Source organism: Ensifer sp. YR511, assembly GCF_900103045.1.
Taxonomy (GTDB): Bacteria; Pseudomonadota; Alphaproteobacteria; order Rhizobiales; family Rhizobiaceae; genus Ensifer; species Ensifer adhaerens.
The window spans coordinates 70,031-93,764 of the sequence record NZ_FNGR01000006.1 but is presented as its reverse complement, the minus strand read 5'-3'; the positions used below and the strand labels follow the sequence as shown (position 1 = coordinate 93,764).

Sequence of the window (23,734 nt, the reverse complement as noted above, 5' to 3'; positions counted from 1 at the left end):
AGGTCAACGCATGACGCAATCTCTCGCGATCGTCACCGGCGCCGCCGGCGATATCGGCCGTGCTATCGCCCGCAAGCTTGCCGACGACCATGACGTGGTTCTGCTCGTCGACATCGATGCGGAGGCCGCCGAAAAGGCAGCGCGGGCGCTTGGCGACGGCAAGCGCTTCGTCGCAGTCGCCTGTGACGTCACCAATGCCGAAAGCGTGGCGGCGATGGCAGCGAAGGCCGCAGAGAAGGGCGCTGTCCGCACCCTCGTCAACAATGCTGGTGCTGCCCGTGCCGTCAGCCTGCACGACACGACGCCGGAGATCTGGCGCATGGACAATGCGCTGAACCTCGAGGCGGCCTTCCTCACTTTTCGCGCCGTCGAGGACATGCTGAAAGAGACCCACGGCTCGGTCGTCAACATCGCCTCGGTCAACGGCATGAACGTCTTCGGCCATCCGGCCTATAGCGCCGCCAAGGCCGGGCTCCTGCACCTGACCCGGCTGATTGCGGTCGAATACGGCAAGTTCGGCATCCGCTCGAATGCGGTGGCACCCGGCACGGTTCGCACCCAGGCCTGGGAGGCGAGGGCGGCATCGAACCCGGATGTCTTCGAAGAGGCGCGCCGCTGGTATCCGCTGCAGCGCATCGTCAATCCGGATGACGTCGCCAATGCCGTGCATTTTCTCGCAGGCCCGCTCGCGGCCGCCATTTCGGGCGTCTGCCTGCCTGTCGATTGCGGCCTGACCGCCGGACAGGCTGAGTTGGCCCGCACGTTCTCGCAATCAAACCACTACTGACATAGAGCATTCTGGAGGAAGAGCATGCACCCGGTTTCCTACCGTCTCGAGGCGTCCTGGCAGCCGGATGGCGGGCCGTTCGGGCGGTTTACCTTCACGCTGTTCAATTTCTCCGGCGCGCCACTTTCCGGCTTCAGGATCGTCTACACCTCGCTCACCCGGGTGATCGATCCCAAGGCCTGCGACAATGCCGTGTTCCTGCGCCGTAACGCCAATTTTCACGAATTCGCGCCGCCTGCGGGGCTGACGATCGAAAACGGCGGGAGCTGGACCTTCACCGTCAGCGGCCTGCACCGCAACGCGCGCCACTGCACCGACGGTGCCAAGTCCGCCTATCTGACGCTTGCCGATGGTGGTCACGTGCCGGTCGCTGTCTCCGATCTGTTGCTTGAAAATGCCGTCAGTGAACCGCCGCCGGTGCGGCTACCGGACGGCAAGCTCGATCAGCCCTATGCGTTGCAGCCCTGGCCAGCGAAGCTTGAGCTTCGTCCTGGAGACGGTTTTCCAGTGGTGCTCTATCCGGCGGTCGGCTCGACGGGCGAGGATGTCGCTGCCATCGATACGGTTCTGGCGATGTACCATCGGCTGTTCCCTGCGGGCCACGCCCCCTTCAGCCTGGCAGCCTCGAAGCAGGGGCGGGCGATTGTCTTTACCGCCGACGCTGGTCTTAAGGCTGAGGCCTATCGGCTCGACTTCTCTGAGACCGAAATCCGGCTTAGCTTTGGCGGCAGCGCCGGCCGGCAATATGGTTTGACCAGTCTGGCCCAGCTTCTGGATGGGGCACGCAACCATCCGGAAAAGTTCCGCTTTCCGGCGAGCGGCAAAATTTCGGATGCGCCGCGTTACAGCTGGCGCGGTTGCCATCTCGACGTCTCCCGCCAGTTCTACCCGACGGCGGATGTGGCGCGGCTGATTGACATTCTCGCCTGGTTCAAGCTCAACGTTTTCCACTGGCACCTGACCGACGACGAGGCCTGGCGCCTGGAGATCAAGGCCTACCCGCAGCTGACGACGCTTGGCGTCCTGCGCGGGCCGGATGAGCCGCTTCTGCCGCAGCTTGGTAATGGCGCTGAGCCTGTCGGCGGCTTCTACAGCCAAGCGGACGTGAGGGCGATCGTCGCGCAGGCGACGGCGCTGCATGTCGATGTCGTGCCGGAGATCGATATCCCTGGCCATAGCACGGCGACCTTGGTGGCGCTGCCGGATCTGACAGACGGTCAGGAGGCCCCGGAGAGCTACCATTCGGTTCAGGGCTATCCCAATAACGCGCTCAACCCGGCCGTTGCCTTTACCTACGAGTTTCTGGAGAAGGTCCTCGACGAAATGGTCGAGCTTTTCCCGAGCGCCTACATCCATATCGGCGGCGACGAAGTGGCGAACGGTTCTTGGCTCGCTTCGCCGCTGGCCAAGAAGCTGATGGAGCAGGAGGGCATCTCCGGCACCTTCGCGCTGCAGTCCTATTTCCTGAAGCGGGTGAAGCAGATGTTGACGGCGCGTGGCCGCAAGCTCGCCGGCTGGAACGAAGTGGCGCATGGCGGCGGTGTCTCGACCGAAGATACGCTGCTGATGGCCTGGGAGCGGCCGGAGGTCGGCATCGAGCTCGCCCGCGAAGGCTATGACGTGGTGATGACCCCCGGCCAGGCCTATTACCTCGACATGGCGCAGGCCGATGCCTGGCAGGAGCCAGGTGCAAGCTGGGCCGGCACGGCGACACCCGCCCACACCTACGGCTACGAGGCCGAGGGCGAATTCCCGGACGAGCTGAAGGCCCGCCTCAGAGGCGTGCAGGCGTGCATCTGGTCCGAGCATTATCTTTCGCGCGGCTACTTCAACCGGCTCGTCTTCCCGCGGCTTCCGGCGATCGCCGAGGCGGCATGGACACCGAAGTCGGCGAAGGACTGGCTGCGCTTTGCGGCCATCGCGCCGCTCAGCCCGAACCTCTGAGAGGAACGCTCATGCGCATCGCCGTTGGTGGCATCCATACCGAATGCAGCACCTATTCGCCTGTTCTGATGACAGAGGAAGATTTTCGCGTTCTGCGCGGCCAAACGCTGCTGGACGCCGAGTACTTCAGTTTCATGAAGGCCGAGGGTGTCGAGCATCTGCCGCTTTTGCATGCCCGCGCCGTGCCCGGCGGCCCCGTGTCGCGCCCAACCTACGACGCCTTCAAGGCCGAGTTCCTCGAAATGCTGCGTGACGCGCTGCCGATCGACGGGCTTTATCTCGCCATGCATGGCGCCATCAAGGTCGACGGGATGGACGACGCCGAAGGCGACTGGATCTCCGCCGCCCGCGCTGTCGTCGGTCCCAATTGCCCGGTGGCGGCGAGCTACGACCTGCATGGCAATGTCAGCCAGGAGATCATCGACCAGCTCGATATTTTTGCCGCCTACCGCACCGCGCCGCATATCGATACGCCGGAGACCATGACCCGTGCCTGGTCGATGCTGGTATCTGCGCTGAGAGACGGGACGCGCCCGGGCATCGCCTGGGCACCGGTCCCGGTCCTGCTTCCCGGCGAATGCACCTCGACCGAGGACGAGCCGGCAAAGTCGCTCTACGTGCAACTGCCCGAGATCGATAAGCGGCCGGGCGTTCTCGATGCCAACCTGATGGTGGGCTACGTCTGGGCCGACGAGCCGCGGGCGACCGCCTGTGCGGTCGTAACGGCCACCGACAGGGCGGCGGCCAAACGGGCAGCGGAAGAGATTGCCGCGGGCTACTGGTCGGAACGTCGAAACTTCCGCTTCGGTCCGGTCACCGGACCGCTCAACGAAATGCTGGATATCGCCGAGCGGGCGACGACGACGCCGATCATTCTTGCGGACTCCGGCGACAACCCGACCGGCGGCGGCGTTGGTGATCGCGCAGACGTGCTGAAGGCGCTGCTCGCCCGCGGCTGGCGGGGCGCGTTGATCGCCGGCATCACGGACCTGCCGGCGGTCGAAGCCTGCTTTGCCGCTGGGGTCGGCGAAACGTTGATGCTCAAGATCGGCGGCAGCCTCGATCAGGCAAGCCCCCGTGCGGAGATGCTGGCCGAGGTCGTCACGCTGGATGATCCCGGGCCTGCGAAAGAGCGGCAGGCGGTGGTGCGGGTCGGCGCGATCGATGTCGTTATCGCGGCACGGCGCAGGCCCTACCACAACATCGAGGACTTCCGGCGGCTGGGCCTCGACCCTGAGGCGGTGCGGCTGCTCGTCGTCAAATCGGGCTACCTGTCGCCCGAACTGGCGCCGATCGCCAACCCCAACCTGATGGCCCTGACCGAAGGGGTCGTCAATCAGGACATCCAAGGGCTCGCGAGCCTCCGCCGTCAGCGGCCGGCCTACCCCTTCGATCAGGACTTTTCCTTTGAACCCGTCGCCCGCTTTTCGGCGCGTTGGTCGAGCGGCGCCTGAGACATGCTTCGCACATTTCCTACCCGAGTTTCGGGTAGGGGCTTCCCTCAAAGCACCGCGCGTCGTTCGACGCGCATGGGCGCTGAAACGCCTTAGCCTTCCGCATAACACCGTCCTTAAATCGATCACAATTTAAGCGATTGTGCGATATCCTCCACCCGCTTCGCGGACACATTCTAGCATGACCTCCACCATTCTCAGCGCCATGCGCAACCCGGCCATGCGGATCAGCATGCTGGCAATCTTCCTGTTCGGGTTTGCCGGTGCGGCCACCTCGCCCTACCAGTCCGTCGTCGGCATCAACGAGCTGGGGCTCAGCGATGCCGTCTATTCGCTGCTGATCCTGCTTGCCTCGACGGTGAACGTCATCGTCAGTGTTTCGATCGGCATTCTGGCCGATCGCGTCGGCAACTACCGGCTGCTGATGTCGACGGCGATCTTTTTCGGCGTTGTCGGCTACGGCATCGTCTATGTGCTCCCGCATCAGATGAGCTTCGTCGTTAGCGTCTTGTTGCTGTTGCCGATCTACGGCGCGGTCTACACGCTGCTCTTTGCCAATGTGCGCAGCATCGCCCGGCGGATGAGCGGCCATGACGCTGCCTCGCTCACGACGGGCGCCCGCGCGGCCATATCAGTGTCCTGGGTTCTGGTGCCAGGACTGGTCGGCTTTGCACTCGCCGGCGGCGACAGCATGCTGCCGGCCTATCTGCTCGCCTGTCTCGGCTGCCTCGCCAATCTGCTGATCGTCTATTTTAAACTGCCCAACGAAAATGGGGCCGACGCATCGCTCGGCAAGCGGCTTTCTTACTGGACGTCTTTTCGGGAGATCCTGGCGCCGGGGATTTTCCTGCGCGTCATCGCCGTTGCGATCATCACCTCGTCGCTGCACGTCAACGCCGCCGTGCTGCCCCTGATCATGACCGACGAGATCGGCGGCAGCGTCACCGATATCGGCATCATCGTTGGGATCGTCGCTTTCCTCGAAGTCGTGTTCATCTTCGTCTGGGCGCGCATCCAGCTGAGCCTTGTTCCATTCAAGGCGCTGGCGCTCGGAACCGCGATCTACATCGGCTACATGGTGCTGCTCGGCTTCTCGACGGCGACCTGGCAGATCTACGCGCTCACCGTGATCAGTGCCTTTGGTGCCGCCGCGTTGATCACGATCCCGATCAGCTACCTCCAGGACCTGATTGCCGACCGCCCGGGCCTCGGAAGCTCATTGCTCGCCGTGAACCTCTTCCTGAGCGGCGGCCTTTGCGCCGGGCTTTTTGCGCTCGGCACGCGGATCAGCGACTATTCGGGCACGGCGCTGCTTGGCGGCGCCGCAGGCCTTGCCGGGCTGGTGCTGCTGCTCGCGCTCGACGGCGATAAAACAGGGAAGAAAACATTCCGCCGCTCGTGAATTAGTCCCAGGGCTCATCGACAAAACTGCAGGTGAACTTTGTCTGGTTGTCCTGGAGACATCTCTTCTTTTGATCGGCGAGGATCATGATCCTCGCGAAGAAGCGCGAAAAGTCGGCCTTGCTGGAGGTAAACGTGGCTATCCCCAAAGCGTGCGCCTGGGCCTGCGCCACGCAGGTCGCCAATTCCTGATCGGGGACATCGCTGTTTGCAACGATGACAGCGCGGTCAAATCGCCCTTCCGCGGAATAGTTCACGGCGGAAGCGCAATTTGGTACGCCAGTTGCTGCAGTATCGTTCAGCAACCGCTCGTAGTAGGGGTCGAAGCCGAAATCTTCAATTTTGCTGACGTCGACCCGGCCATTCTTGACGACGTCCTTTCTGAAGATCACGCCGATGGTGTTTCTTCCGAGGCCCGGTTGGGCCTTGGTCTCAATTCCGGCGGCCATGGCGATCATTTGAATTGTCGAGAAGACCACGTCCCTCTTCTTGGTCTCCCCTTGGCTCATTCCGACGCCGATAAATTCCGGGAAGGCGGTAAAGTGCCGTTCTCCGTTGCGAACAGGGCCGAAGAAACTCACGTTTTGAGCGACCGCAGACGAGGCAACAAAGACGCTCGCAAGAAGCCCGGTGGCAAACATAAGATGTCTAATGGTTCTTCTCCCGTACCCGCCCTAGCGCATGAAGCCTTCTCATAAAAAACCAGCGCTCGCGTGAGCGAACAGAGATGTTCTGCAACGCGTCGCCAGCAATGCGATGGCATCTCGATTTTTCTAGCATTGCTATCAACAGCTGCAAGGCGCCGGAGCGAGGAAGACGCAGTCCTGACGCTAGTCTCATCAAAAAGTGATTGGGGCGCCTTTCGGCGCCCCAATCAGTACGTCCGTGAGTATGTCGGTCGAGAGCGGATCAGTTGCCGAGAATGCCCGGCAGGCGCAGGCCCTTTTCCTTGGCGCAATCGAGCGCAATGTCGTAGCCCGCATCGGCATGGCGCATGACGCCGGTTGCCGGGTCGTTCCAGAGCACGCGTTCGAGGCGCTTGGCCGCATCGTCGGTACCATCGGCGCAGATGACGACGCCCGAATGCTGCGAGAAGCCCATTCCGACGCCGCCGCCGTGGTGCAGCGACACCCAGGTGGCGCCCGATGCGGTGTTGAGCAGGGCGTTGAGCAGCGGCCAGTCCGAAACAGCGTCCGAGCCGTCCTTCATCGCTTCGGTCTCGCGGTTCGGCGAGGCGACCGAGCCGGAATCGAGGTGGTCGCGGCCGATGACGACCGGCGCCTTCAGTTCGCCGTTCTTGACCATTTCGTTGAAGGCGAGGCCGAGGCGGTGGCGATCGCCGAGTCCGACCCAGCAGATGCGCGCCGGCAGGCCCTGGAAGGCGATGCGCTCACGTGCCATGTCCAGCCAGTTGTGCAGGTGCTTGTTGTCGGGCAGCAGTTCCTTGACCTTGGCGTCGGTCTTGTAGATGTCTTCCGGATCGCCGGACAGGGCCGCCCAGCGGAACGGGCCAACGCCGCGGCAAAAGAGCGGGCGGATATAGGCCGGAACGAAGCCCGGGAAGGCAAAGGCGTTTTCGAGGCCTTCTTCCTTGGCCATCTGGCGGATGTTGTTGCCGTAGTCGAAGGTCGGGATGCCCATGTCCTGGAAGGCGATCATCGCTTCGACGTGGTCGCGCATCGAGGCGCGCGCGGCCTTTTCGACGGCCTTCGGATCGCTGACGCGCTTTTCCTTCCACTGGCCCATGGTCCAGCCCTTCGGCAGGTAACCGTTGACCGGGTCGTGCGCAGAGGTCTGGTCGGTGACCATGTCCGGGCGGATGCCGCGACGGACCATCTCCGGCAGGATTTCGGCGGTGTTGCCGAGCAGGCCGACGGACTTGGCTTCGCCGTTCTTCGTCCAGCGGGCGATCATCTCCATCGCTTCGTCCAGCGTCTCGGCCTTTTCGTCGAGGTAGCGGGTGCGCAGGCGGAAATCGATCGAGTCCGGGTTGCATTCGACGGCCAGGCACGAAGCGCCTGCCATGACGGCGGCGAGCGGCTGGGCGCCACCCATGCCGCCGAGGCCGCCGGTCAGCACCCACTTGCCCTTAAGGTTGTCGCCATAGTGCTGACGGCCGGCTTCAACGAAGGTTTCGTAAGTGCCCTGAACGATGCCTTGCGTGCCGATATAGATCCACGAGCCGGCCGTCATCTGGCCGTACATGGCGAGACCCTTCTTATCCAGCTCGTTGAAGTGATCCCAGGTCGCCCAGTGCGGCACGAGGTTGGAGTTGGCGATGAGAACGCGGGGCGCATCCTTGTGGGTGCGGAACACGCCGACCGGCTTGCCCGACTGCACCATCAAGGTTTCGTCGTCGTTGAGGTCCTTCAGCGTCTCTACGATCTTGTCGAAATCGGCCCACGTGCGGGCGGCACGACCGATGCCGCCGTAGACGACCAGCTCGTGCGGGTTTTCCGCGACGTTCGGGTCCAGATTGTTCATCAGCATGCGAAGCGGCGCTTCGGTCAGCCAGCTCTTGGCATTGAGCGTGGTGCCCTGAGGGGCGCGCACGTCGCGAATATTGTGGCGCGGATTGTTGATGGTCATGCCTCGCTCCCTGTCAGTGTCTTGAGGTCAAATGCGATGGTTTCGATGCGGTTCAGGATCGCACCCAGCGGCTTTCGCAACAGGGCGGATCGTGTGGCGTCGAGTGCGAAAGGCGGCTCTTCGGCGGCGAGATGGGTCGATTGCGCGAGCTCCATCTGGATGGCATGCACGCCGGTTTCCGGGCGGCCATAGTGGCGGGTCGTCCAGCCGCCCTTGAAGCGGCCGTTGAGAATGCTGCTGTAACCTTCCGCAGCGGCAGCGATTTCGGCCGTCGCCTTCTCGATGTCAGGCGCGCAGGTCTTGCCCATGTCGGTGCCGATGTTGAGATCCGGCAGCTTGCCTTCGAACAGGAACGGAATGCGCGAGCGGATCGAGTGGCAGTCATAAAGCACGACCACGCCATGGATCGCCTTGACCCGCTCGATCTCGGCGGCAAGGGCCGCGTGATAGGGCGCATGGAATGACCGGAGCCGTTCGGCGATATCCGCTTCGGTCGGTGCCTCTCCGTCCTTCCAGATCGGCTTGCCGTCGAAATCCGTTTCCGGGATCAATCCGGTCGTGTTCTGGCCGGGATAGAGGCTGACGCCCTCGGGATCGCGGTTGGCGTCGATCACGTAGCGGTGGAAGGTGGCGCGAACGACGGTCACCTCCGGCAGCAGGCCATCATAAAGTTGATGGATATGCCAGTCGGCATCGGCGAGGATGCGACCGTTATTGTTCAGCCGATCCCAGATCGCAGCCGGCACGTCGGTGCCGGTATGCGGAAAGCCGAGAATGACCGGCGAGTTGCCTTGTCTGACTTCGACGACCGCCATTTCAGGCCTCCAGGCTTGGCAGGATGCCGGCGGAGACGGCGGCGTTCAGACGGCCCGAGGCGATGAGGTTGCCGGCGGCCTTGAGGTCGTTGGCCATGTAGCGGTCCTCTTCGATCGTCGGCGAGACGGCGCGAAGGGCGGCAGCGGCCTTCTGCAATTCAGGGCTCGTGGCGAGCGGCGCGCGGAATTCGACGCCTTGGACGGCGGTCAGTGCTTCGATGCCGACGATTGAGAACAGGTTCTCGGTCATCTGCAGCAGGCGGCGCGCGCCGTGGCAGGCCATGGAAACGTGGTCTTCCTGGTTCGCCGACGTCGGCGTCGAGTCGACAGACGCCGGATGCGAGAGCTGCTTGTTCTCCGACATCAGCGCCGCCGAGGTGACTTCCGCGATCATCAGACCAGAGTTCAGGCCCGGCTTCTTGGCGAGGAAGGCCGGCAGGCCGTAGGAGAGAGCCGGGTCTACGAGCAGCGCGATGCGGCGCTGCGAGATCGCGCCGATCTCGCAGACGGCAAGGGCGATCTGGTCGGCGGCAAAGGCAACCGGCTCGGCGTGGAAGTTGCCGCCGGAGACGACCGAGTTGTCTGAAAGAACGAGCGGGTTGTCGGTGACGGCGTTGGCTTCGGTTTCAAGCACGCGGGCGACCGAGCGCAGCAGATCGAGGCAGGCGCCGTCGACCTGCGGCTGGCAGCGGATGCAATAGGGATCCTGCACGCGCTCATCGCCTTCGATGTGGCTTTCGCGGATTGCCGAGCCGGCAAGCAGCGCGCGGAGAGCCGCGGCCGTATCGATCTGGCCGCGATGACCGCGCAACGTATGGATATCCGGATGGAAGGGCGCTGACGAGCCCATGGCCGCATCGGTCGACATGGCGCCGGTGATGAGTGCCGCCTGTGCGGCACGATGGGCGCGGAAGAGACCGGCGAGTGCCAGCGCCGTCGACGTCTGGGTGCCGTTGATCAGCGCAAGGCCTTCCTTGGCGGCCAGCACCACCGGTTTGAGGCCGGCGGCGGACAGCGCTTCGCCGCCGGACATGCGACGGCCTTCGAAATAAGCTTCGCCGTGGCCCATCATGACTGCGGCCATATGGGCGAGCGGGGCGAGGTCGCCGGAGGCGCCGACCGAGCCCTTTTCGGGAATGACAGGGATGACGCCCTTTTCGAGCATGGCTTCGATCAGCCGCACGAGTTCGAGGCGGACGCCGGAGGCGCCGCGACCGAGGGAGACGAGCTTCAGCGACAGGATGAGGCGAACGACGTTCTCGGCGAGCGGCTCGCCGACGCCGCAGCAATGCGACAGGATCAGGTTGCGCTGCAGCGTTGCAACGTCGGCGCTGTCGATCTTGATCGAGGCGAGTTTGCCGAAGCCGGTGTTGATGCCGTAAACCGGCGCGTTACCGGCGACGATCTCGGCAATGCGGGCGGCAGCCTTGTTGATGCCGGCGTCAAAGGACGGATCGAGGCGGGCCGGCTCGCCGGTCCAGTAAATGGTTTCGAGATCGCGGAGGGGCACGGAGCCCGGGTGTAGAGTGATGGTCATTGACCGATCCTTTGCCCTCTAAAGATGCGTTCATGAAGCGGATTGAAGCCGATGCGGTAGACGAGCTCGGCCGGATCCTCGATGTTCCAGATTGCCAGATCGGCGGATTTTCCGACTTCGATCGTGCCGGTTTCGGCCAGTAGGCCAAGCGCGCGGGCGGCTTCGCGCGTCGCACCGGCAAGGCATTCGGCAACCGTCAGCCGGAAGAACGTCGCCGACATGTTCATGGTGAGAAGCAGCGAGGTCAGCGGCGAGGTGCCGGGATTGCAGTCGGTGGCGATCGCGATACGCGCGCCGGCATCACGCAAAGCCTGGACCGGCGGCAGGCGCTCTTCGCGCAGCGCATAGAAGGCGCCGGGCAAAAGCACGGCGACCGTACCTGATTTGGCCAGGGCCGCAGCCCCTTCGGCGTCGAGATATTCGAGGTGGTCGGCCGAAAGCGCGCCGTAGGAGGCCGCGAGCTTTGCGCCGCCAAGGTTGGAGAGCTGTTCTGCGTGCAGCTTGACCGGCAGGCCGAGTGCCTTGGCGCGGTCAAAGACGCGGGCGATCTCGGCAGTCGAAAACGCGATGCCCTCGCAGAAACCGTCGACCGCATCGACCAGGCCTTCGGCATGGGCGGCGTCGAGGCCGGGCAGCACGACATCGGTGACGTAGTCATCGTTGCGGCCCTTGTAGTCCACAGGCGTTGCGTGTGCGGCGAGATAGCTCGTCATAACGCGCACCGGCCGCAGCGTTTCGAGTTTGCGGGCGGCACGCAGCATGTTGAGCTCGGCCGTGACGTTCAGTCCGTAGCCGGATTTGATTTCGACGGTCGAGACGCCTTCGGCAAGAAGCGTGTCGAGCCGCGGCAGGGTGCTTTCGACAAGCTGGTCGACGGTCAGCGCATTGGTCGCCTTGACCGAGGAAACGATGCCGCCACCGGCACGCGCAATCTCTTCATAGGTGGCGCCTTCGAGGCGCATCTGGAATTCGCGGGCGCGGTTGCCGCCATGAACGAGATGGGTGTGGCAGTCGATGAGAGCGGGCGTCACTACGCGGCCCTCGTAGTCCGTCGCTTCAAGGCTGCGTGCGAGGTCGGCGGGCAGTCCGCTCTCCGACCCGGCATAGGCGATACGCCCATCGACGACCGCAACGGCCGCATTCTCGACGAGGCCAAGACCGTCAACGGTTTCGCCAAGCGTCACGAGACGCACATTGCGCCAGATGCCGGATGTCTGCCTGCGGGTCGAGAGTTCGTTCATCAGGTCGCCTCCACTGAATATAATGTATATACATATTAATTCGCTCCACAAGGGGAAATTTATGGAGCCTGCGGAAAAGGAAAGGGTGATCGGCCGAGTGAAACAGAACGGGGGCTTTGAGGAGATGACCGTAGAACTCTGATTTCTCGGGAATTTCTCACCCCGGGTTCGTCATCACCGCAGGCAAAAAGAAAAGGCCCCGAGCCCTGAGGTTCGGAACCTTTGTCTGTGTCCTTGGAATGGGGATCGCGACGCGTGCCCGCGACCCGAAATCCTGCCGGGCCGCGAAAACAGATCACGCTAAACCGCGTGATCCGCCTTAGTGCGCAGCCGTTCAACCACCTCGACGAAGCGATTTCCGGCAATGTCGAGGCGACCGCTGTTGTCGATCACGCTGACATCCGGGCCTGAGGTCACGTCTGGAGCCTGGCGGCTGAGGCGTCGCAAAACTTCCTCTTCACTTTCGCGGCCGCGTTCGGCAAGCCGCTTTGCAAGCACAGGCGTCTCGGCTGTAACAACGACGACGGCGATCTCGCCGAAGGCTTCGCGGAACGCCGGCAGGGCACCACGGCTGCCATTGACGATCGCCGTCATGCCGTCCCTGACATTCCTGAGCACGACGGCGGGGATGCCGTATTTCAGCCCATGCGCATCCCAGAAAACGGCGAAGGCGCCGTCCTTCTGCATCTCGACGAACTCGTCTTCCGAGACGCTTTCATGTACCTCACTGCCGGCATCCGACGGACGGGTAATGACGCGGCGGACGAAATGCACGTCGTGACAATCCGCGAAATGCCGGGCGGCAAAGCCCATGACGCTGTCCTTGCCGGCGCCGCTCGGTCCAACAACGACGACAAGCGCGCCGCCCTGGTTGTTCGCGCTCATGCGACACGCCGTCCTTCGCGCCAGACGGAGCGCACGACCGGGATGCCTTCCTTGCGATGGACGCGAGCGATATCGGCGTGAAGGCCGACGCCGATGCGGCCGCGGTCATCGAGACCGACGGTACGCGCCGGCGTCGACGTCACCATGGCGATTGCCTTTGGCAGGTCGACGGCGTCGAGTTCGTCGGAGAGCACGAAGGGGGCGTGGATCAGACTGAAGGGCACATAGTCCGACGACAGCACGTCGAGCACGCCGCGCTCGGCGAGATCGCGGGCGGCGATGTTGCCGGAGTGCGACTTGCCGCGCACGATGTTCGGCGCGCCCATCAGAACGCTGAGGCCCGCGCGGTGCGACGCCTCGGCGGCCTCGAAGCTCGTCGGGAACTCCGCAAGCTTGATGCCGAAGCCGATCGATTCCTCGACGTGGTCGACGGTCGCGTCGTCATGGCTGGCGATCGTGATGCCGCGGGCCGCACAGGCCTCGGCGAGCGCGGTGCGGTGCGGACCGGCATACTTGGCCGACAACGCCTGCTGCCGCTCGACGAAGCGCGCGAATTCTTCGTCCGAGAAGCCGCGCTTGGCTTTGTAGTAGAGCGTGTACTGGTCCATCGTCTGGAACTGGCGCTGGCCCGGCGCATGGTCCATCAGCGAGACGAGCTTGACCTGCGGATCGTTCTGGAAGTCCTCGTAGTGATCGAGCACGTCGGACGTTGAAACTTCGCAGCGCAGGTGGATCAGGTGATCGGCGCGAAGGCGACCCTCTTCCTTGGCCTGGGCCAGCGCGTCGGCCATGCTGCGCATCTCGCCCTTCTGGAAGCCGCCATCCTCGTCGGAGCCGAGACGCAGGCAGTCGAAGACCGTGGTGATGCCGGAGGTGACCACCTGTGCGTCATGGGCCTGGATTGCCGCGATCTTCAGCCAGCGCACGCCCGGGCGCGGCGAGTAGTGGGCTTCGAGGTGGTCGGTGTGCAGCTCGATGAGGCCGGGGATCAGATAGTCGCCTTCAAAGTCCTCGCCGCTGGCAACCGTGCCCTCGGAAATGTCGGCAATCTTGCCGTCGCGGATCAGCACCGAACCATCGAGGATACTATCCTCGAGGACGATGCGGGCGTTGGTCAAAACCTGTTCTTTGCTCATCTCATGCGATCTTTCGTTGGGTGTCGCTGCCGAGCGGCAGCAGGGAGCGGACAGTAAAGGGTGCGCCGCGCTCCGGTTCGACGAAGAGCGCGACTGACGTGACGTGAAGTGGCTTGCCGATATGCTCGGCAAAGGTGGTTTCGAGCGCGGTACGCATCACGCCGCTGGTTTGCGTGGGCACCGGGCCAGTCAAGGTCAGGTGGAACTGGAACTCTTCGAAAACATAGGGATAGCCCCATTCTTTGAGGTAGCGCCTCTGGCGCTCCGGCAGGCTGTTTGGCTTGCGGCGGGCAAAGTCGGCGTCCGACAGCGGCGCGCGGAACGGGTCGAAGCGGTGAACGGCGTCTTCGGCCAAATCCAGCAGGTCGACGCAAGGCGCAGACGGCACGAGTGCGAAGAACGGGCCCAACTGGTGCAGCACGATTTCGGGGATCTCGAACGGGTCGAGGTCGGCGGCAAAGCACTCGAAAATACTTAGGAGCTCGTCTTCGTCCCGGCCTTCGGCAAGCTCGAAGGGAGCCTTCAGCGTACCGTGGAAACCGTAGCGCCGCGGGTCAGCCGTCAATGTGCGTTGCGTCTCTTCGTCAATCCCGGCGATCGTCGGAAGCGTGAGGTCCTCACCGGTAAAGGCGTCGCGCCCCAGCCAACGGGACGCGACCTGCGACAGCCGGTCGTCCGCCGGCGGCGCGAAATAGATGGCATAACGCACGGTCTTCACTTTCTTGTAGCGACCGGCCCGCCAGGGCGGCGGGTCGATTGTTTGCGGGGATGCGATGCGCAGCTAGCCGATTTCCATGACAACATCATGATGGCGGACACGCAAATGCTTGGCTGTCGTCAATGTGCCTTGCTGCCCATCAGGCGCGAACGGCACGCGTTCGAGATGCTGTCGAAAATAAAGACAACCAGCAAGATCAGAAGCACCATATAGGCGACATTTTCCCAATCGGAATTGGTACGCATCGCTTCCCAGAGTTTGAGGCCGATACCGCCGGCGCCGACGGCGCCGATGATCGTCGCCGAGCGAGTGTTCGATTCCCAGAAGTAGAGCGCCTGGCTGGCAAAAACCGGCAGCACCTGCGGAAGAACGCCAAAGCGCTGGACCGCGAGCGGGGCGGCACCCACCGACTTGACGCCCTCGCGCTGCTTGTCATCGATGTTTTCCAGCGCCTCGGAATAGAGTTTGCCGAGCGTACCGGTGTCGGTGAAGAAGATCGCGGAGATGCCGGCAAGCGGTCCGGGGCCGAAGGCGCGGGTGAAGAACAGTGCCCAGATGAACATGTCCACCGACCGCAGGAAGTCGAAGAAGCGCTTGACCACCTGGTTGGTCAGGAAGCTCGGCGTGATGTTGCGGGCGGCAAGGAAGCAGAGCGGGAAGGCGATCAGCGATGCAAAGAGCGTGCCGACAAAAGCCATGACGACCGTCTGCAACAGCTTCGTCCAGACGTCCAGATGCTGCCATTCGGCGTTATAGAGGATGTTGTTCCAGGCGAGCGAAAGGTTCGAGCGGGTCGGGTCGATCTGTTCGCCGGATGTGATGAGCGCGACGACCTCGCCATAGCTTTTGCCGAAGAAGGGCGAGTTGGTGTCGAACAGGAAGTTCGCCCAACCGAAGAAGCGGTTGCGGACGGAAACCTCGTCGCCTTCCACTTCAGCCCACCCGGTGGCGCCAAAGGCAAGCACGATTTTTTCGCCTGGCCGCTTCTGTGTCGCCCAGGCGGGCAATTGGCCCTGCGGCCTCACCGTGTCGGCGCCGTCGACGGTCATCACAAACGTGTCGCCGCCGTGGGTAGCCTTCACCAGACCATCGGCGATCTCGATTCTGGTCGAGCGGTCGTAGGTTACGACGACGCGCGTCAGCACGTCTTCCGTCCGGGTTTCGACACGGTTCTGCGTTTCGGCAGCGGCCGTGCCACCGAGCGCGGAGCCGGGCGCCATGAAGCTGAACGACGAGCTTGCCTTCGGCTTGACCGCCTGCGCGGTGGAGGCCGGTATCTCGACCTGGCGCGTCACCGTCTGCCTGTCGAGCTCCACCCAATCCGGATTGGGATTGGGCCCGAGCGGCGAATTGCGCTGATAGTTGAGACGCATCGTACGGTCGGGGGCGACGTGGATTTCCGGGCGTACCTCATAGGAAACCCAGTCGGCGAGGTAGGTGCCAGCGATGCCCCAATTGGCATTGCCGAGCACGTGGCCGATCGAGAAGAACCACCAGCTGAAGATGAGGTAGACGACGACGCCGCCGGCGATGGCTGCGGTGCGCACGCGGCTGGAGGTCGAGGATTTGAGGAGGTCGGGATGGCGGCTCGCGATCGCGTCCATTTCAATCGGGTTCAATCGTGTGGTCGTGGTCATGGTACGCACCTACTGGGCAAGCTGGAAGGCCTGCTCGCCAACGAGGCGGCGGCGAAGCCAGGCGGAAAACTGGTCGACGGCAAAAATGGTCGCAAACAGCAGGAGGACGATTGCAAGGGTCTTGGCCTGGTGTCCCTGGCCGATCGAAAGGCGCAGCAATTCGCCGATGCCGCCGCCACCGACGGCGCCGATGATCGTCGAGGCGCGCACGTTGATCTCGAGGCGCAGCAGGAAATAGCTGGTGAAATTGGGCAGCACCTGCGGCACCATGCCAAACCAGACGCGCTCGATCCAGTTGCCGCCGGCAGCCCGCAGGCCCTCGTCCGGCTTCATGTCGGCGTTTTCGACCACTTCATAAAAGAGCTTGCCGAGCGCGCCGATCGTGTGGATCGAGACCGCGGCGATCGCCGGAATGGGGCCGAGCGAGAGGATCGCGAGGAAGAAGCCGGCGATCACCACCTCCGGAAATGCCCGGAGAACTTCCATGATGCGGCGAACGATGCCGCGGATCCACGGATTGGGCATCAGGTTGCGCGCGGCAAAGAAGCAGAGCACAAAGCCGAAGGCCGTACCGATCACCGTCGAGAAGATCGCGATGTTCACGGTCTCCAGCATCTTGTGCACGTATTCGGGGATGTAGAAGCTTTCGGTCAGGTACAGCCGGCCCTCGGGGTAGTTGTACTTGAAGCTGCCATCGTCATAGGGCGAGGGCAGGTCGAACATGGCGCGGAAAATTTCTAGCCCGTCGCGCGGCGCGAGATCGCCGACGAAATCGAAGAAATGCGGCAAACGGTCGAAGAACTTGCCGGCATTGGAATCGTTGGCGAACCAGAGCGAGCCCGATAGCGCCAGGAGGAGAACGCCGAAGCCAAGCCAGGAATAGAGCCGGCGGCGGGAACTGAGTTCCTGCCAGTGACGCTCGATGACGGCGCCGTTGTCGCTCAGATGTCGCGGGAGCAGGGAAGTTGCCATGACCGTTCCGGCTTTCGCCGGCCTCTTGAGCATTTCCAGGTAAAGTGCGAAGCGGTTTTCCGCCCCGGAAATGCGTGAAAACAATGCGGCGAAGGATGCGAAAGCACCCCTTCAAACAGTGAAACGCTGGCCGTTTGGGCGGCCAGCGTTCCCGAGTGGTGCGGGTCTATCAGCCGCCGATCGTCGCCTTGCGGGCGTCGATGATCGGCTTGTAGAAGTCGGCGTTGACTTCGGTGTAGCCGGTGAAGTCACCGCCCTGGATGGCCGAGAAGCAGGCCGCGTCGGTCTTCGGCAGGTCCAGCATGAACTGCTTGAACTTCGCCTTCATGTCGTCGTTCATCGTGTTGCGCACGACGATCGGGCCGTTCGGGATCAGCGGCGACTTCCAGAGCTCGACCAGGTCGTTCATGTCGAGGATGCCCTTGTCGACCATCTTCTTCAGGTTGCCCGAGGTGTAGCCGTCCTTGAATTCGCCGACGCCCGAGCCGAAGGTCGTGCCGGCATCGAAGGTGCCCTTGACGACTTCGAGAACGAGGTTTTCGTGACCGCCGCCGAAGCCGGTTTCACCGAAGAATTCCTTGACCGGGGCGCCGATCGCTTCCGGGAGCGTGACGAGCGGGACGAGGTAGCCCGAGGTCGAGTCCGGGTCGGCGAAGCCGAGCTTCTTGCCCTTCAGGTCTTCGATCTTGGTGATGCCGGAATCCTTGCGGGCAACCATGATCGAGTGGTAGCCGGTCGAACCGTCGGTCTGAACGGTCGTCAGGATCGGCTCGACGGCGTCAGCCTTGGCGAGGTAGATCTTGGCGTAGCCGGAAGCGCCGAGTTCGGCGTAGTCGAGCGTGCCGCCGAGCAGGCCCTGGATGACGCCGTCATAGTCGGCGGCCGGGAACAGCGAGACCTTCTCGACGCCAATGGCGGCCGGCAGCTTGTCGACCAGGCACTGGAAGTTGCGCAGGCGGTCGGCTTCGTTTTCGCCGCCGAGGATGCCGATGCGGAATTCCTTCAGGTCTTCAGCCTGGGCGTGGCCGACGAGGGCGAGGAGCGCTACGGCGCCCAGAAGAGCTTTCTTCAGCATAAGGTTCTCCCGTGTCCGGCTTGGCCGGATCCTATTGGGTTTCAAAGAGGTGCCCTTGACGCGGGCTTTCGATCATGGCGGGCGTCAGATGCCGGCCAGTGCCAGCGGCTTGAGGCCGGCCGATGCCGTTTCTTCCTGCGGTACTGCCGCCGGAATGTTGATGCTGGTGGAGGTCATCGATTCCTCGATGCCTGTGTCGGCGCCGTAGATCTCGGCAACCGCTGCCGCGGTCAGATCCTTGGGTTGGCCGTCGAAGACGACGCGGCCATGCGCCATGCCGATGATGCGTTCGCAATAGTTGCGGGCGGTATCGAGCGTGTGGAGGTTGGTGATCACCGTGATGCCATCGCGCTCGTTGATATCGCGCAGCGCATCCATGACGATCTTGGCGTTCAGCGGGTCGAGCGAGGCGATCGGCTCGTCGGCAAGCAGAACCTTCGGCTGCTGCATCAGCGCGCGGGCGATCGCGACGCGCTGCTGCTGGCCGCCGGAAAGCGTGCCGGCCGGCTGGAGCGCGGTCTGCTCGATGCCGAGGCGCTCAAGTGCGCCGATCGCCATGATGCGTTCTTCGCGGGTAAACATGTTGAGGATGCTCAAGACGGTCGAGCGGTGGTTGAGACGCCCGAGAAGCACGTTGGTGAGCACGTCGAGGCGCGGCACCAGGTTGAACTGCTGGAAGATCATCGCGCAGTCGCGCTGCCAGGTGCGAAGGGCAGCACCGCGCAGCGACGAAACTTCCGTGCCATCGAAGACGATCGAGCCGGACGACAGATCGACGAGGCGGTTGATCATACGCAGAAGCGTCGACTTGCCGGCGCCCGAGCGGCCGATCACGCCGACCATCTGCCCTTGCGGTATGTCGAAGGTAACCGAACTCACGGCTGTCTTCTTGCCGAACTGGCGGGTTACATTCTTCAACTGAAACATGTCTAGCAGGTCCTCTTCCGGGGAGACCGGTCATCGGTATGACCCTGCCATATCGGCGCTTCATGAAGCCGGAATGTCAGTTTGTTGTAAGTTCTGTTACAGTTCACAGCCCCGCATGTTTGGTTAACAAAATTTGAATGGCTGCGCGCAGGCGCCTGCACTCCCCGTCAACTTCAAGGGGCGCGTATCAACATCGAGCGGATATCTGTGGTCGGAGCCGCCGTCGCGGCCGGCGCAGTCGTTAGCTTTGTGGACCGGGGTCCAGCGTCGCGCCGGGAACATAGAGCGCAATCGGCCGGATCTCGTAGATCGCGGTCGGATTGGAGCGGCGCAATTCGCGCGCGGCGTCAACTGCCGCGTCGATGGCCGGGAAGTCGACGACGTAGAGGCCGAGCAATTGCTCCTTGGTTTCGGCGAAGGGGCCATCGGTGACAATGCCTTCGCCCTTGCCCCTCAGCGTCACAGCACCTTCTGTAGGCCCGAGCCGTGCGGCCGGGCCAAAGGCCTTCTGCTGGACGAACCGGTCATGAACTTCAAGCAGGTCGGACATCAGCGCTGCGTCCTCCTCCTCGGTCCAGGATTCGACGACGCCTGCTGTATGGTAGGCCAAGATTGCGTAATACATGAACCGTCCTCCCGCGCGTATTCGTGTCAGGTTTTGCCGGCCGCATCAACGCCTCGTCGTGCGGACGGCGTCACCGAGCGTGCCGCCGGAGTGGGGCGCGTGTTCAGCGGATCAGCCCCAGGCCGCCGCTGCCTAGCGACAGGCCTGCCTGGCAATCCGAGAACCGCCCTTGATCTCGCCGCGGGCTGCTGCGTCGCGGGCCCTCCAGACGGGGCCGCGCGCGAGCGAGCGAGCAACTTCGCGCCCGGGTATCTTCGGCTGAGCGCGCGCAGGCCTTCATCGATCGCGGCGTTGCCGAAGACCTCGTCACAGTCGTATTTCGACCCCGTCGCGCGCCGCAGTATCGTGTCAGGCGTGGCCTCCCTCGCCTGCGGCCAACTCTGCTCGGGCTAGCGTTCCAATCGAGCCGGGCTGAGCTTTGCGGCATCGAGGCCGATCGCTTCGAAGGCCTCGGGCGCTGGTGCACCGACGAGGAGGCTTGCGGCGAATGCGCCGAGCGCCGGTGAGGTGAGGATGCCGTAGCCGCCCTGGCCGGCGAGCCAGAAGAAATCCGGTCGCTCGCGGGCAAAGCCGATCACCGGAAGCTTGTCCGGCGAGAAGCTACGCATGCCGGCCCAGCTCTTGAAGATGCGGCGCACCGGCACGGTCGTTGCCTCCTCGACGTAGTGCGCAGCCCAGGCGACGTCGATCTCCTCCGGCTGGACGTCGGCCGGCTCGCACGGCGTTGCGTCAGCGGGCGAGGAAAGCAGCCGCCCGCCTTCGGGCTTCATGTAGAAGTCTTCATCGATCTCGTTGATTTCGGGCAGCGTCAGCGCGTCGATGCCTTCGGGCAGGTCGACGGTGATTGCGGTGCGGCGATGCGGCACGATGCCGATGGGGGCGACGCCGAACGATTGTGCGACGGGATCGGCCCAGCCGCCGACAGCATTGACGATCGTCTTTGCACTGACTTCGCCGGCACTCGTCGCCAGCACCCAGCGGTCGCCGTTCCGGCACGGCGCCAGCACGTCCGAGCGCTCGATAATTACCGCGCCATGGCGACGCGCGCCCCGGACGTAACCCTGCAGCAGGTTCTCGACTTCGATGTCCCAGAATTGCGGATCGTAATAGGCCGCAGCCACATAGTCGCGGCGCAGGATCGGCACACGCGCGATCGCCTCGTCGACGGTCAGCCGTTCAATTTCGGCGTTGGCACGGCTCTCCGCGGCAAACACCTCTTCGAACCGGGCAACTTTCTCGGCATTGGCGATCATGACGCCACCGCGCTGCTTGAGCAGCGCGACGTCCGAGAAGCCTTCGGGCGGATTATCGAAAAAGCTCTTGGATATCGCCGCCAGCGCACAGACCTCCGGCGCGTTATAGCGCAGCACGAACTCTGCCGCCGAGCGGCCGGTGCTGTGATAGCCGAGCCCTTCTTCCCGCTCGATCACCACGACGGAGCGATGCGGTGCCAGGAAATAGGCAAGCGACAGGCCGGCGATTCCACCGCCAATGATCGCCACGTCGTAGTCTTGCATGTCCGCCTCCGTTGGTTGTCGGCGGGACCATAGGCAACGCATCATCTGTGTTCAAATTTATAACTGGAAAGGCGGCTATCAATCTTGGTGATGGTCAGGCCCGATCGTCGAGGCAGTGGTCCAGCGGCTCCGTATCGGCCACATTGGCAAGAAATGCGGCTTCTGCCGGATTGAGGATCGCATTCGGATTGGAGATGCGGAAGACATCGGTGGTGGGCAGATCGCTATAGGGCGGCAGCTGCCACAGTTGGCCCGCCGCGACGGCTGGCGATGCCAAGTGATCCGGCAGCATGCCGATGCCGACATTGGAGGCGATCAGCCGCATCACCTCCTCGACATTGCAGGAGACGGCGCGGACCTGCTGGCCAAAAGACCCGATCGCGCGCACGGCGGTTACCGAGTTCATGTGCTGGCCGCCCAAAACGTCGGCGATGAAAGCGATATAGGGATTGCCCCTGAGGTCGTTGAAGTCGACACCTTCGACGCCGAAAAGCGGATGGCTTCTGCCGCAATAGAGCGCATAGCGCTCGCGCACGTGAAACCGCCTGTTCAGCCAGTCGGGAATGTTGCCGTCGCATAGGCCCATGGTCGCAACATTGCGCTCGACGGCGCTCAACACATCCACGGTAGTTGCGACCGTGACCGACAGCGTGACCTTGGGGTGCAGGCGAAAGAAGCTTTCGAGCTTGCGGTCCCAGGCGGGATTATGCGCGTGGCTGACCGAGTGGATGTTGAGATGGCCGGTGATCTCCTCGCCGGCGGTTTCAAGAACATTCGGCAGGCGGATGACGGCTGCGAAGATATCGCGGCACTGCGCATGCAGGCGCGCACCGGCGTCGGTCAGGTTGAAACGCCCGGGACGCCGGTCGATGAGTTTCTGGCCGACGGTTTGCTCCAACCGCTTCAACGCCATGCTGACGGCCGGCTGTTGCAGGAGCAACCGGTTGGCGGCGGCCGTGATGCTGCCTTCCTCGACGAGCACGACGAAGGTGCGCAGCAGATTCCAGTCGAGATTGTGGGCAAAGCGTTCGAGGCGGTCATTGGCCATGGTCGTGGCTTGCTTCTGATCTCTGGCGTTGAACTGGCCCTTTGTTCTGCAAGGAGGGAAGCGGAGCGAAGGACGTCCGTTCTTGTCGTCATATTCCAGCGAATTTGCAACATGGGCTGCTCGATGGCGAGGGAGGGGCCATTCCCCGGACGCATGAGGCGGTGCCTCAATTTCGTTTGAAACGGCATGCACCCCTTGCGATAACGTGAGCCGAATAATCCGATGGGAGAGAAACATGGCCGGCAAGACGCAATTTCAATGGGATGATCCGTTCCTCCTCGACGATCAGTTGACCGAGGACGAGCGTATGATCCGCGACACCGCGCGGGCCTATGCGCAGGACCGGCTGCAGCCGCGCGTCATCGACGCCTACCGCGAAGAATCGACCGATCCGGAGATCTTCCGCGAGATGGGCGAGCTCGGTCTGCTCGGCGTCACCGTTTCCGAAACCTATGGCGGCGTCGGCGCTTCCTACGTTGCCTACGGCCTCGTTGCCCGCGAAGTCGAGCGCGTCGATTCGGGCTACCGCTCGATGATGAGCGTGCAGTCGTCGCTGGTGATCTATCCGATCTATGCCTATGGTTCTGAGGAGCAGAAGCAGAAGTACCTGCCGAAGCTCATCAGCGGCGAGTGGATCGGCTGCTTCGGCCTGACCGAGCCGGACGCCGGTTCTGACCCGGCCGGCATGAAGACGCGCGCCATCAAGACCGAGAGCGGCTACCGCCTCGTCGGCTCGAAGATGTGGATCTCTAACGCACCGATCGCCGATGTCTTCGTTGTCTGGGCAAAGTCGGAAGCGCATGGAGGCGCCATCCGCGGTTTCGTGCTCGAAAAGGGCATGAAGGGTCTGTCCGCCCCGAAGATCGCCGGCAAGCTGTCGCTGCGGGCGTCGATCACCGGCGAAATCGTCATGGACAATGTCGAGGTCGGCGAAGAAGCGCTGCTGCCGAACGTCGAGGGTCTCAAGGGCCCGTTCGGCTGCCTCAACCGTGCCCGCTACGGTATCTCCTGGGGTGCGCTCGGCGCTGCCGAGTTCTGCTGGCATTCGGCGCGTCAGTACGGTCTCGATCGCAAGCAGTTCAACCGGCCGCTGGCGCAGACGCAGCTCTTCCAGAAGAAGCTTGCCGATATGCAGACGGAGATCACGCTCGGCCTGCAGGGGTCGCTGCGCGTCGGCCGCCTGATGGACGAAGGCCGCATGGCCCCGGAAATGATCTCGATCGTCAAGCGCAACAATTGCGGCAAGGCGCTCGACATCGCCCGCATGGCCCGCGACATGCACGGCGGCAACGGCATCTCGGAGGAATACCAGGTCATGCGCCACATGGTGAACCTCGAGACCGTCAACACCTACGAGGGCACGCATGACGTCCATGCGCTGATCCTCGGTCGCGCCCAGACCGGCCTTCAGGCCTTCTTCTGAGCG

20 protein-coding genes are annotated in these 23,734 nt (G+C 63.4%); 5 read left to right on the top strand and 15 right to left on the bottom strand.

Annotated features, from left to right (window positions below; translation table 11 throughout):
- Nucleotides 1–10 precede the first annotated feature (10 nt).
- The 4 genes from BLU15_RS13440 to BLU15_RS13425 all read left to right on the top strand — a co-directional run bounded on the left by BLU15_RS13440 (nt 11) and on the right by BLU15_RS13425 (nt 5,587).
- Entirely contained in the window at nt 11–787 is a 777-nt protein-coding gene (locus tag BLU15_RS13440; protein WP_034799561.1) for an SDR family oxidoreductase, read from the top strand.
- A 24-nt stretch (nt 788–811) separates the two neighbouring features.
- Nucleotides 812–2,731: a beta-N-acetylhexosaminidase gene (locus BLU15_RS13435; protein ID WP_090295891.1), complete on the top strand. Its 1,920-nt coding sequence runs from the start codon at nt 812–814 to the stop codon at nt 2,729–2,731.
- Between the two features lie 11 nt (nt 2,732–2,742).
- Nucleotides 2,743–4,185, top strand: coding sequence for a M81 family metallopeptidase (locus tag BLU15_RS13430; RefSeq protein WP_090296059.1), 1,443 nt, complete (start codon nt 2,743–2,745; stop codon nt 4,183–4,185).
- A 181-nt stretch (nt 4,186–4,366) separates the two neighbouring features.
- A complete protein-coding gene (locus BLU15_RS13425; protein ID WP_090295889.1) occupies nt 4,367–5,587 on the top strand; it encodes an MFS transporter in 1,221 nt (406 codons plus the stop codon).
- Between the two features lies 1 nt (nt 5,588).
- Here the strand turns inward: BLU15_RS13425 and BLU15_RS13420 are convergent, their stop codons facing one another.
- The 15 genes from BLU15_RS13420 to BLU15_RS13350 all read right to left on the bottom strand — a co-directional run bounded on the left by BLU15_RS13420 (nt 5,589) and on the right by BLU15_RS13350 (nt 22,308).
- A complete protein-coding gene (locus tag BLU15_RS13420; RefSeq protein WP_034799569.1) occupies nt 5,589–6,227 on the bottom strand; it encodes a hypothetical protein in 639 nt (212 codons plus the stop codon).
- A gap of 268 nt (nt 6,228–6,495) precedes the next feature.
- A complete protein-coding gene (hutU, locus tag BLU15_RS13415) occupies nt 6,496–8,169 on the bottom strand; it encodes a urocanate hydratase (protein WP_034799763.1) in 1,674 nt (557 codons plus the stop codon).
- 2 nt (nt 8,170–8,171) lie between these two features.
- Nucleotides 8,172–8,990 carry an N-formylglutamate deformylase gene (gene hutG / locus BLU15_RS13410; RefSeq protein ID WP_090295886.1) on the bottom strand — a complete coding sequence of 273 codons (819 nt, stop codon included), beginning with the start codon at nt 8,988–8,990 and terminating at the stop codon, nt 8,172–8,174.
- A 1-nt stretch (nt 8,991) separates the two neighbouring features.
- The gene (gene hutH / locus BLU15_RS13405; RefSeq protein WP_090295883.1) at nt 8,992–10,527 is read right to left on the bottom strand and encodes a histidine ammonia-lyase; all 1,536 of its coding nucleotides are present in this window, start codon (nt 10,525–10,527) and stop codon (nt 8,992–8,994) included.
- Nucleotides 10,524–11,768 (bottom strand): imidazolonepropionase, encoded by a 1,245-nt coding sequence (gene hutI, locus BLU15_RS13400; RefSeq protein ID WP_090295880.1) that lies wholly within the window; start codon nt 11,766–11,768, stop codon nt 10,524–10,526. Before hutI ends, hutH begins: the two co-directional genes overlap by 4 nt.
- A gap of 300 nt (nt 11,769–12,068) precedes the next feature.
- Nucleotides 12,069–12,653, bottom strand: coding sequence for a phosphonate metabolism protein/1,5-bisphosphokinase (PRPP-forming) PhnN (gene phnN / locus BLU15_RS13395; protein ID WP_060518225.1), 585 nt, complete (start codon nt 12,651–12,653; stop codon nt 12,069–12,071).
- Nucleotides 12,650–13,789, bottom strand: coding sequence for an alpha-D-ribose 1-methylphosphonate 5-triphosphate diphosphatase (locus BLU15_RS13390; RefSeq protein WP_090295877.1), 1,140 nt, complete (start codon nt 13,787–13,789; stop codon nt 12,650–12,652). The genes phnN and BLU15_RS13390 overlap by 4 nt, the downstream gene beginning before the upstream one ends.
- A 1-nt stretch (nt 13,790) precedes the next feature.
- Nucleotides 13,791–14,498: a DUF1045 domain-containing protein gene (locus BLU15_RS13385; RefSeq protein ID WP_090295874.1), complete on the bottom strand. Its 708-nt coding sequence runs from the start codon at nt 14,496–14,498 to the stop codon at nt 13,791–13,793.
- Between the two features lie 128 nt (nt 14,499–14,626).
- Complete coding sequence (gene phnE / locus BLU15_RS13380) at nt 14,627–16,144, bottom strand: phosphonate ABC transporter, permease protein PhnE (protein WP_090295871.1); 1,518 nt, start codon at nt 16,142–16,144, stop codon at nt 14,627–14,629.
- A 9-nt stretch (nt 16,145–16,153) separates the two neighbouring features.
- The gene (phnE, locus tag BLU15_RS13375; RefSeq protein WP_089043833.1) at nt 16,154–17,116 is read right to left on the bottom strand and encodes a phosphonate ABC transporter, permease protein PhnE; all 963 of its coding nucleotides are present in this window, start codon (nt 17,114–17,116) and stop codon (nt 16,154–16,156) included.
- A gap of 169 nt (nt 17,117–17,285) precedes the next feature.
- Nucleotides 17,286–18,191 carry a phosphonate ABC transporter substrate-binding protein gene (phnD, locus tag BLU15_RS13370; RefSeq protein WP_034799586.1) on the bottom strand — a complete coding sequence of 302 codons (906 nt, stop codon included), beginning with the start codon at nt 18,189–18,191 and terminating at the stop codon, nt 17,286–17,288.
- A gap of 84 nt (nt 18,192–18,275) precedes the next feature.
- Entirely contained in the window at nt 18,276–19,118 is an 843-nt protein-coding gene (gene phnC, locus BLU15_RS13365) for a phosphonate ABC transporter ATP-binding protein (protein ID WP_034799588.1), read from the bottom strand.
- Nucleotides 19,119–19,359: 241 nt separating this feature from the next.
- On the bottom strand, nt 19,360–19,743 hold the full coding sequence (locus BLU15_RS13360) for a YciI family protein (protein ID WP_090295868.1): 384 nt from the start codon (nt 19,741–19,743) through the stop codon (nt 19,360–19,362).
- Between the two features lie 389 nt (nt 19,744–20,132).
- The gene (locus BLU15_RS13355; RefSeq protein WP_090295866.1) at nt 20,133–21,260 is read right to left on the bottom strand and encodes an NAD(P)/FAD-dependent oxidoreductase; all 1,128 of its coding nucleotides are present in this window, start codon (nt 21,258–21,260) and stop codon (nt 20,133–20,135) included.
- 94 nt (nt 21,261–21,354) lie between these two features.
- Entirely contained in the window at nt 21,355–22,308 is a 954-nt protein-coding gene (locus BLU15_RS13350; protein WP_090295864.1) for a LysR family transcriptional regulator, read from the bottom strand.
- A 235-nt stretch (nt 22,309–22,543) separates the two neighbouring features.
- On the opposite strand from BLU15_RS13350, the gene BLU15_RS13345 reads away from it, so the two are divergent.
- The gene (locus BLU15_RS13345) at nt 22,544–23,731 is read left to right on the top strand and encodes an acyl-CoA dehydrogenase (RefSeq protein WP_090295861.1); all 1,188 of its coding nucleotides are present in this window, start codon (nt 22,544–22,546) and stop codon (nt 23,729–23,731) included.
- The last annotated feature ends 3 nt before the right edge of the window (nt 23,732–23,734 follow it).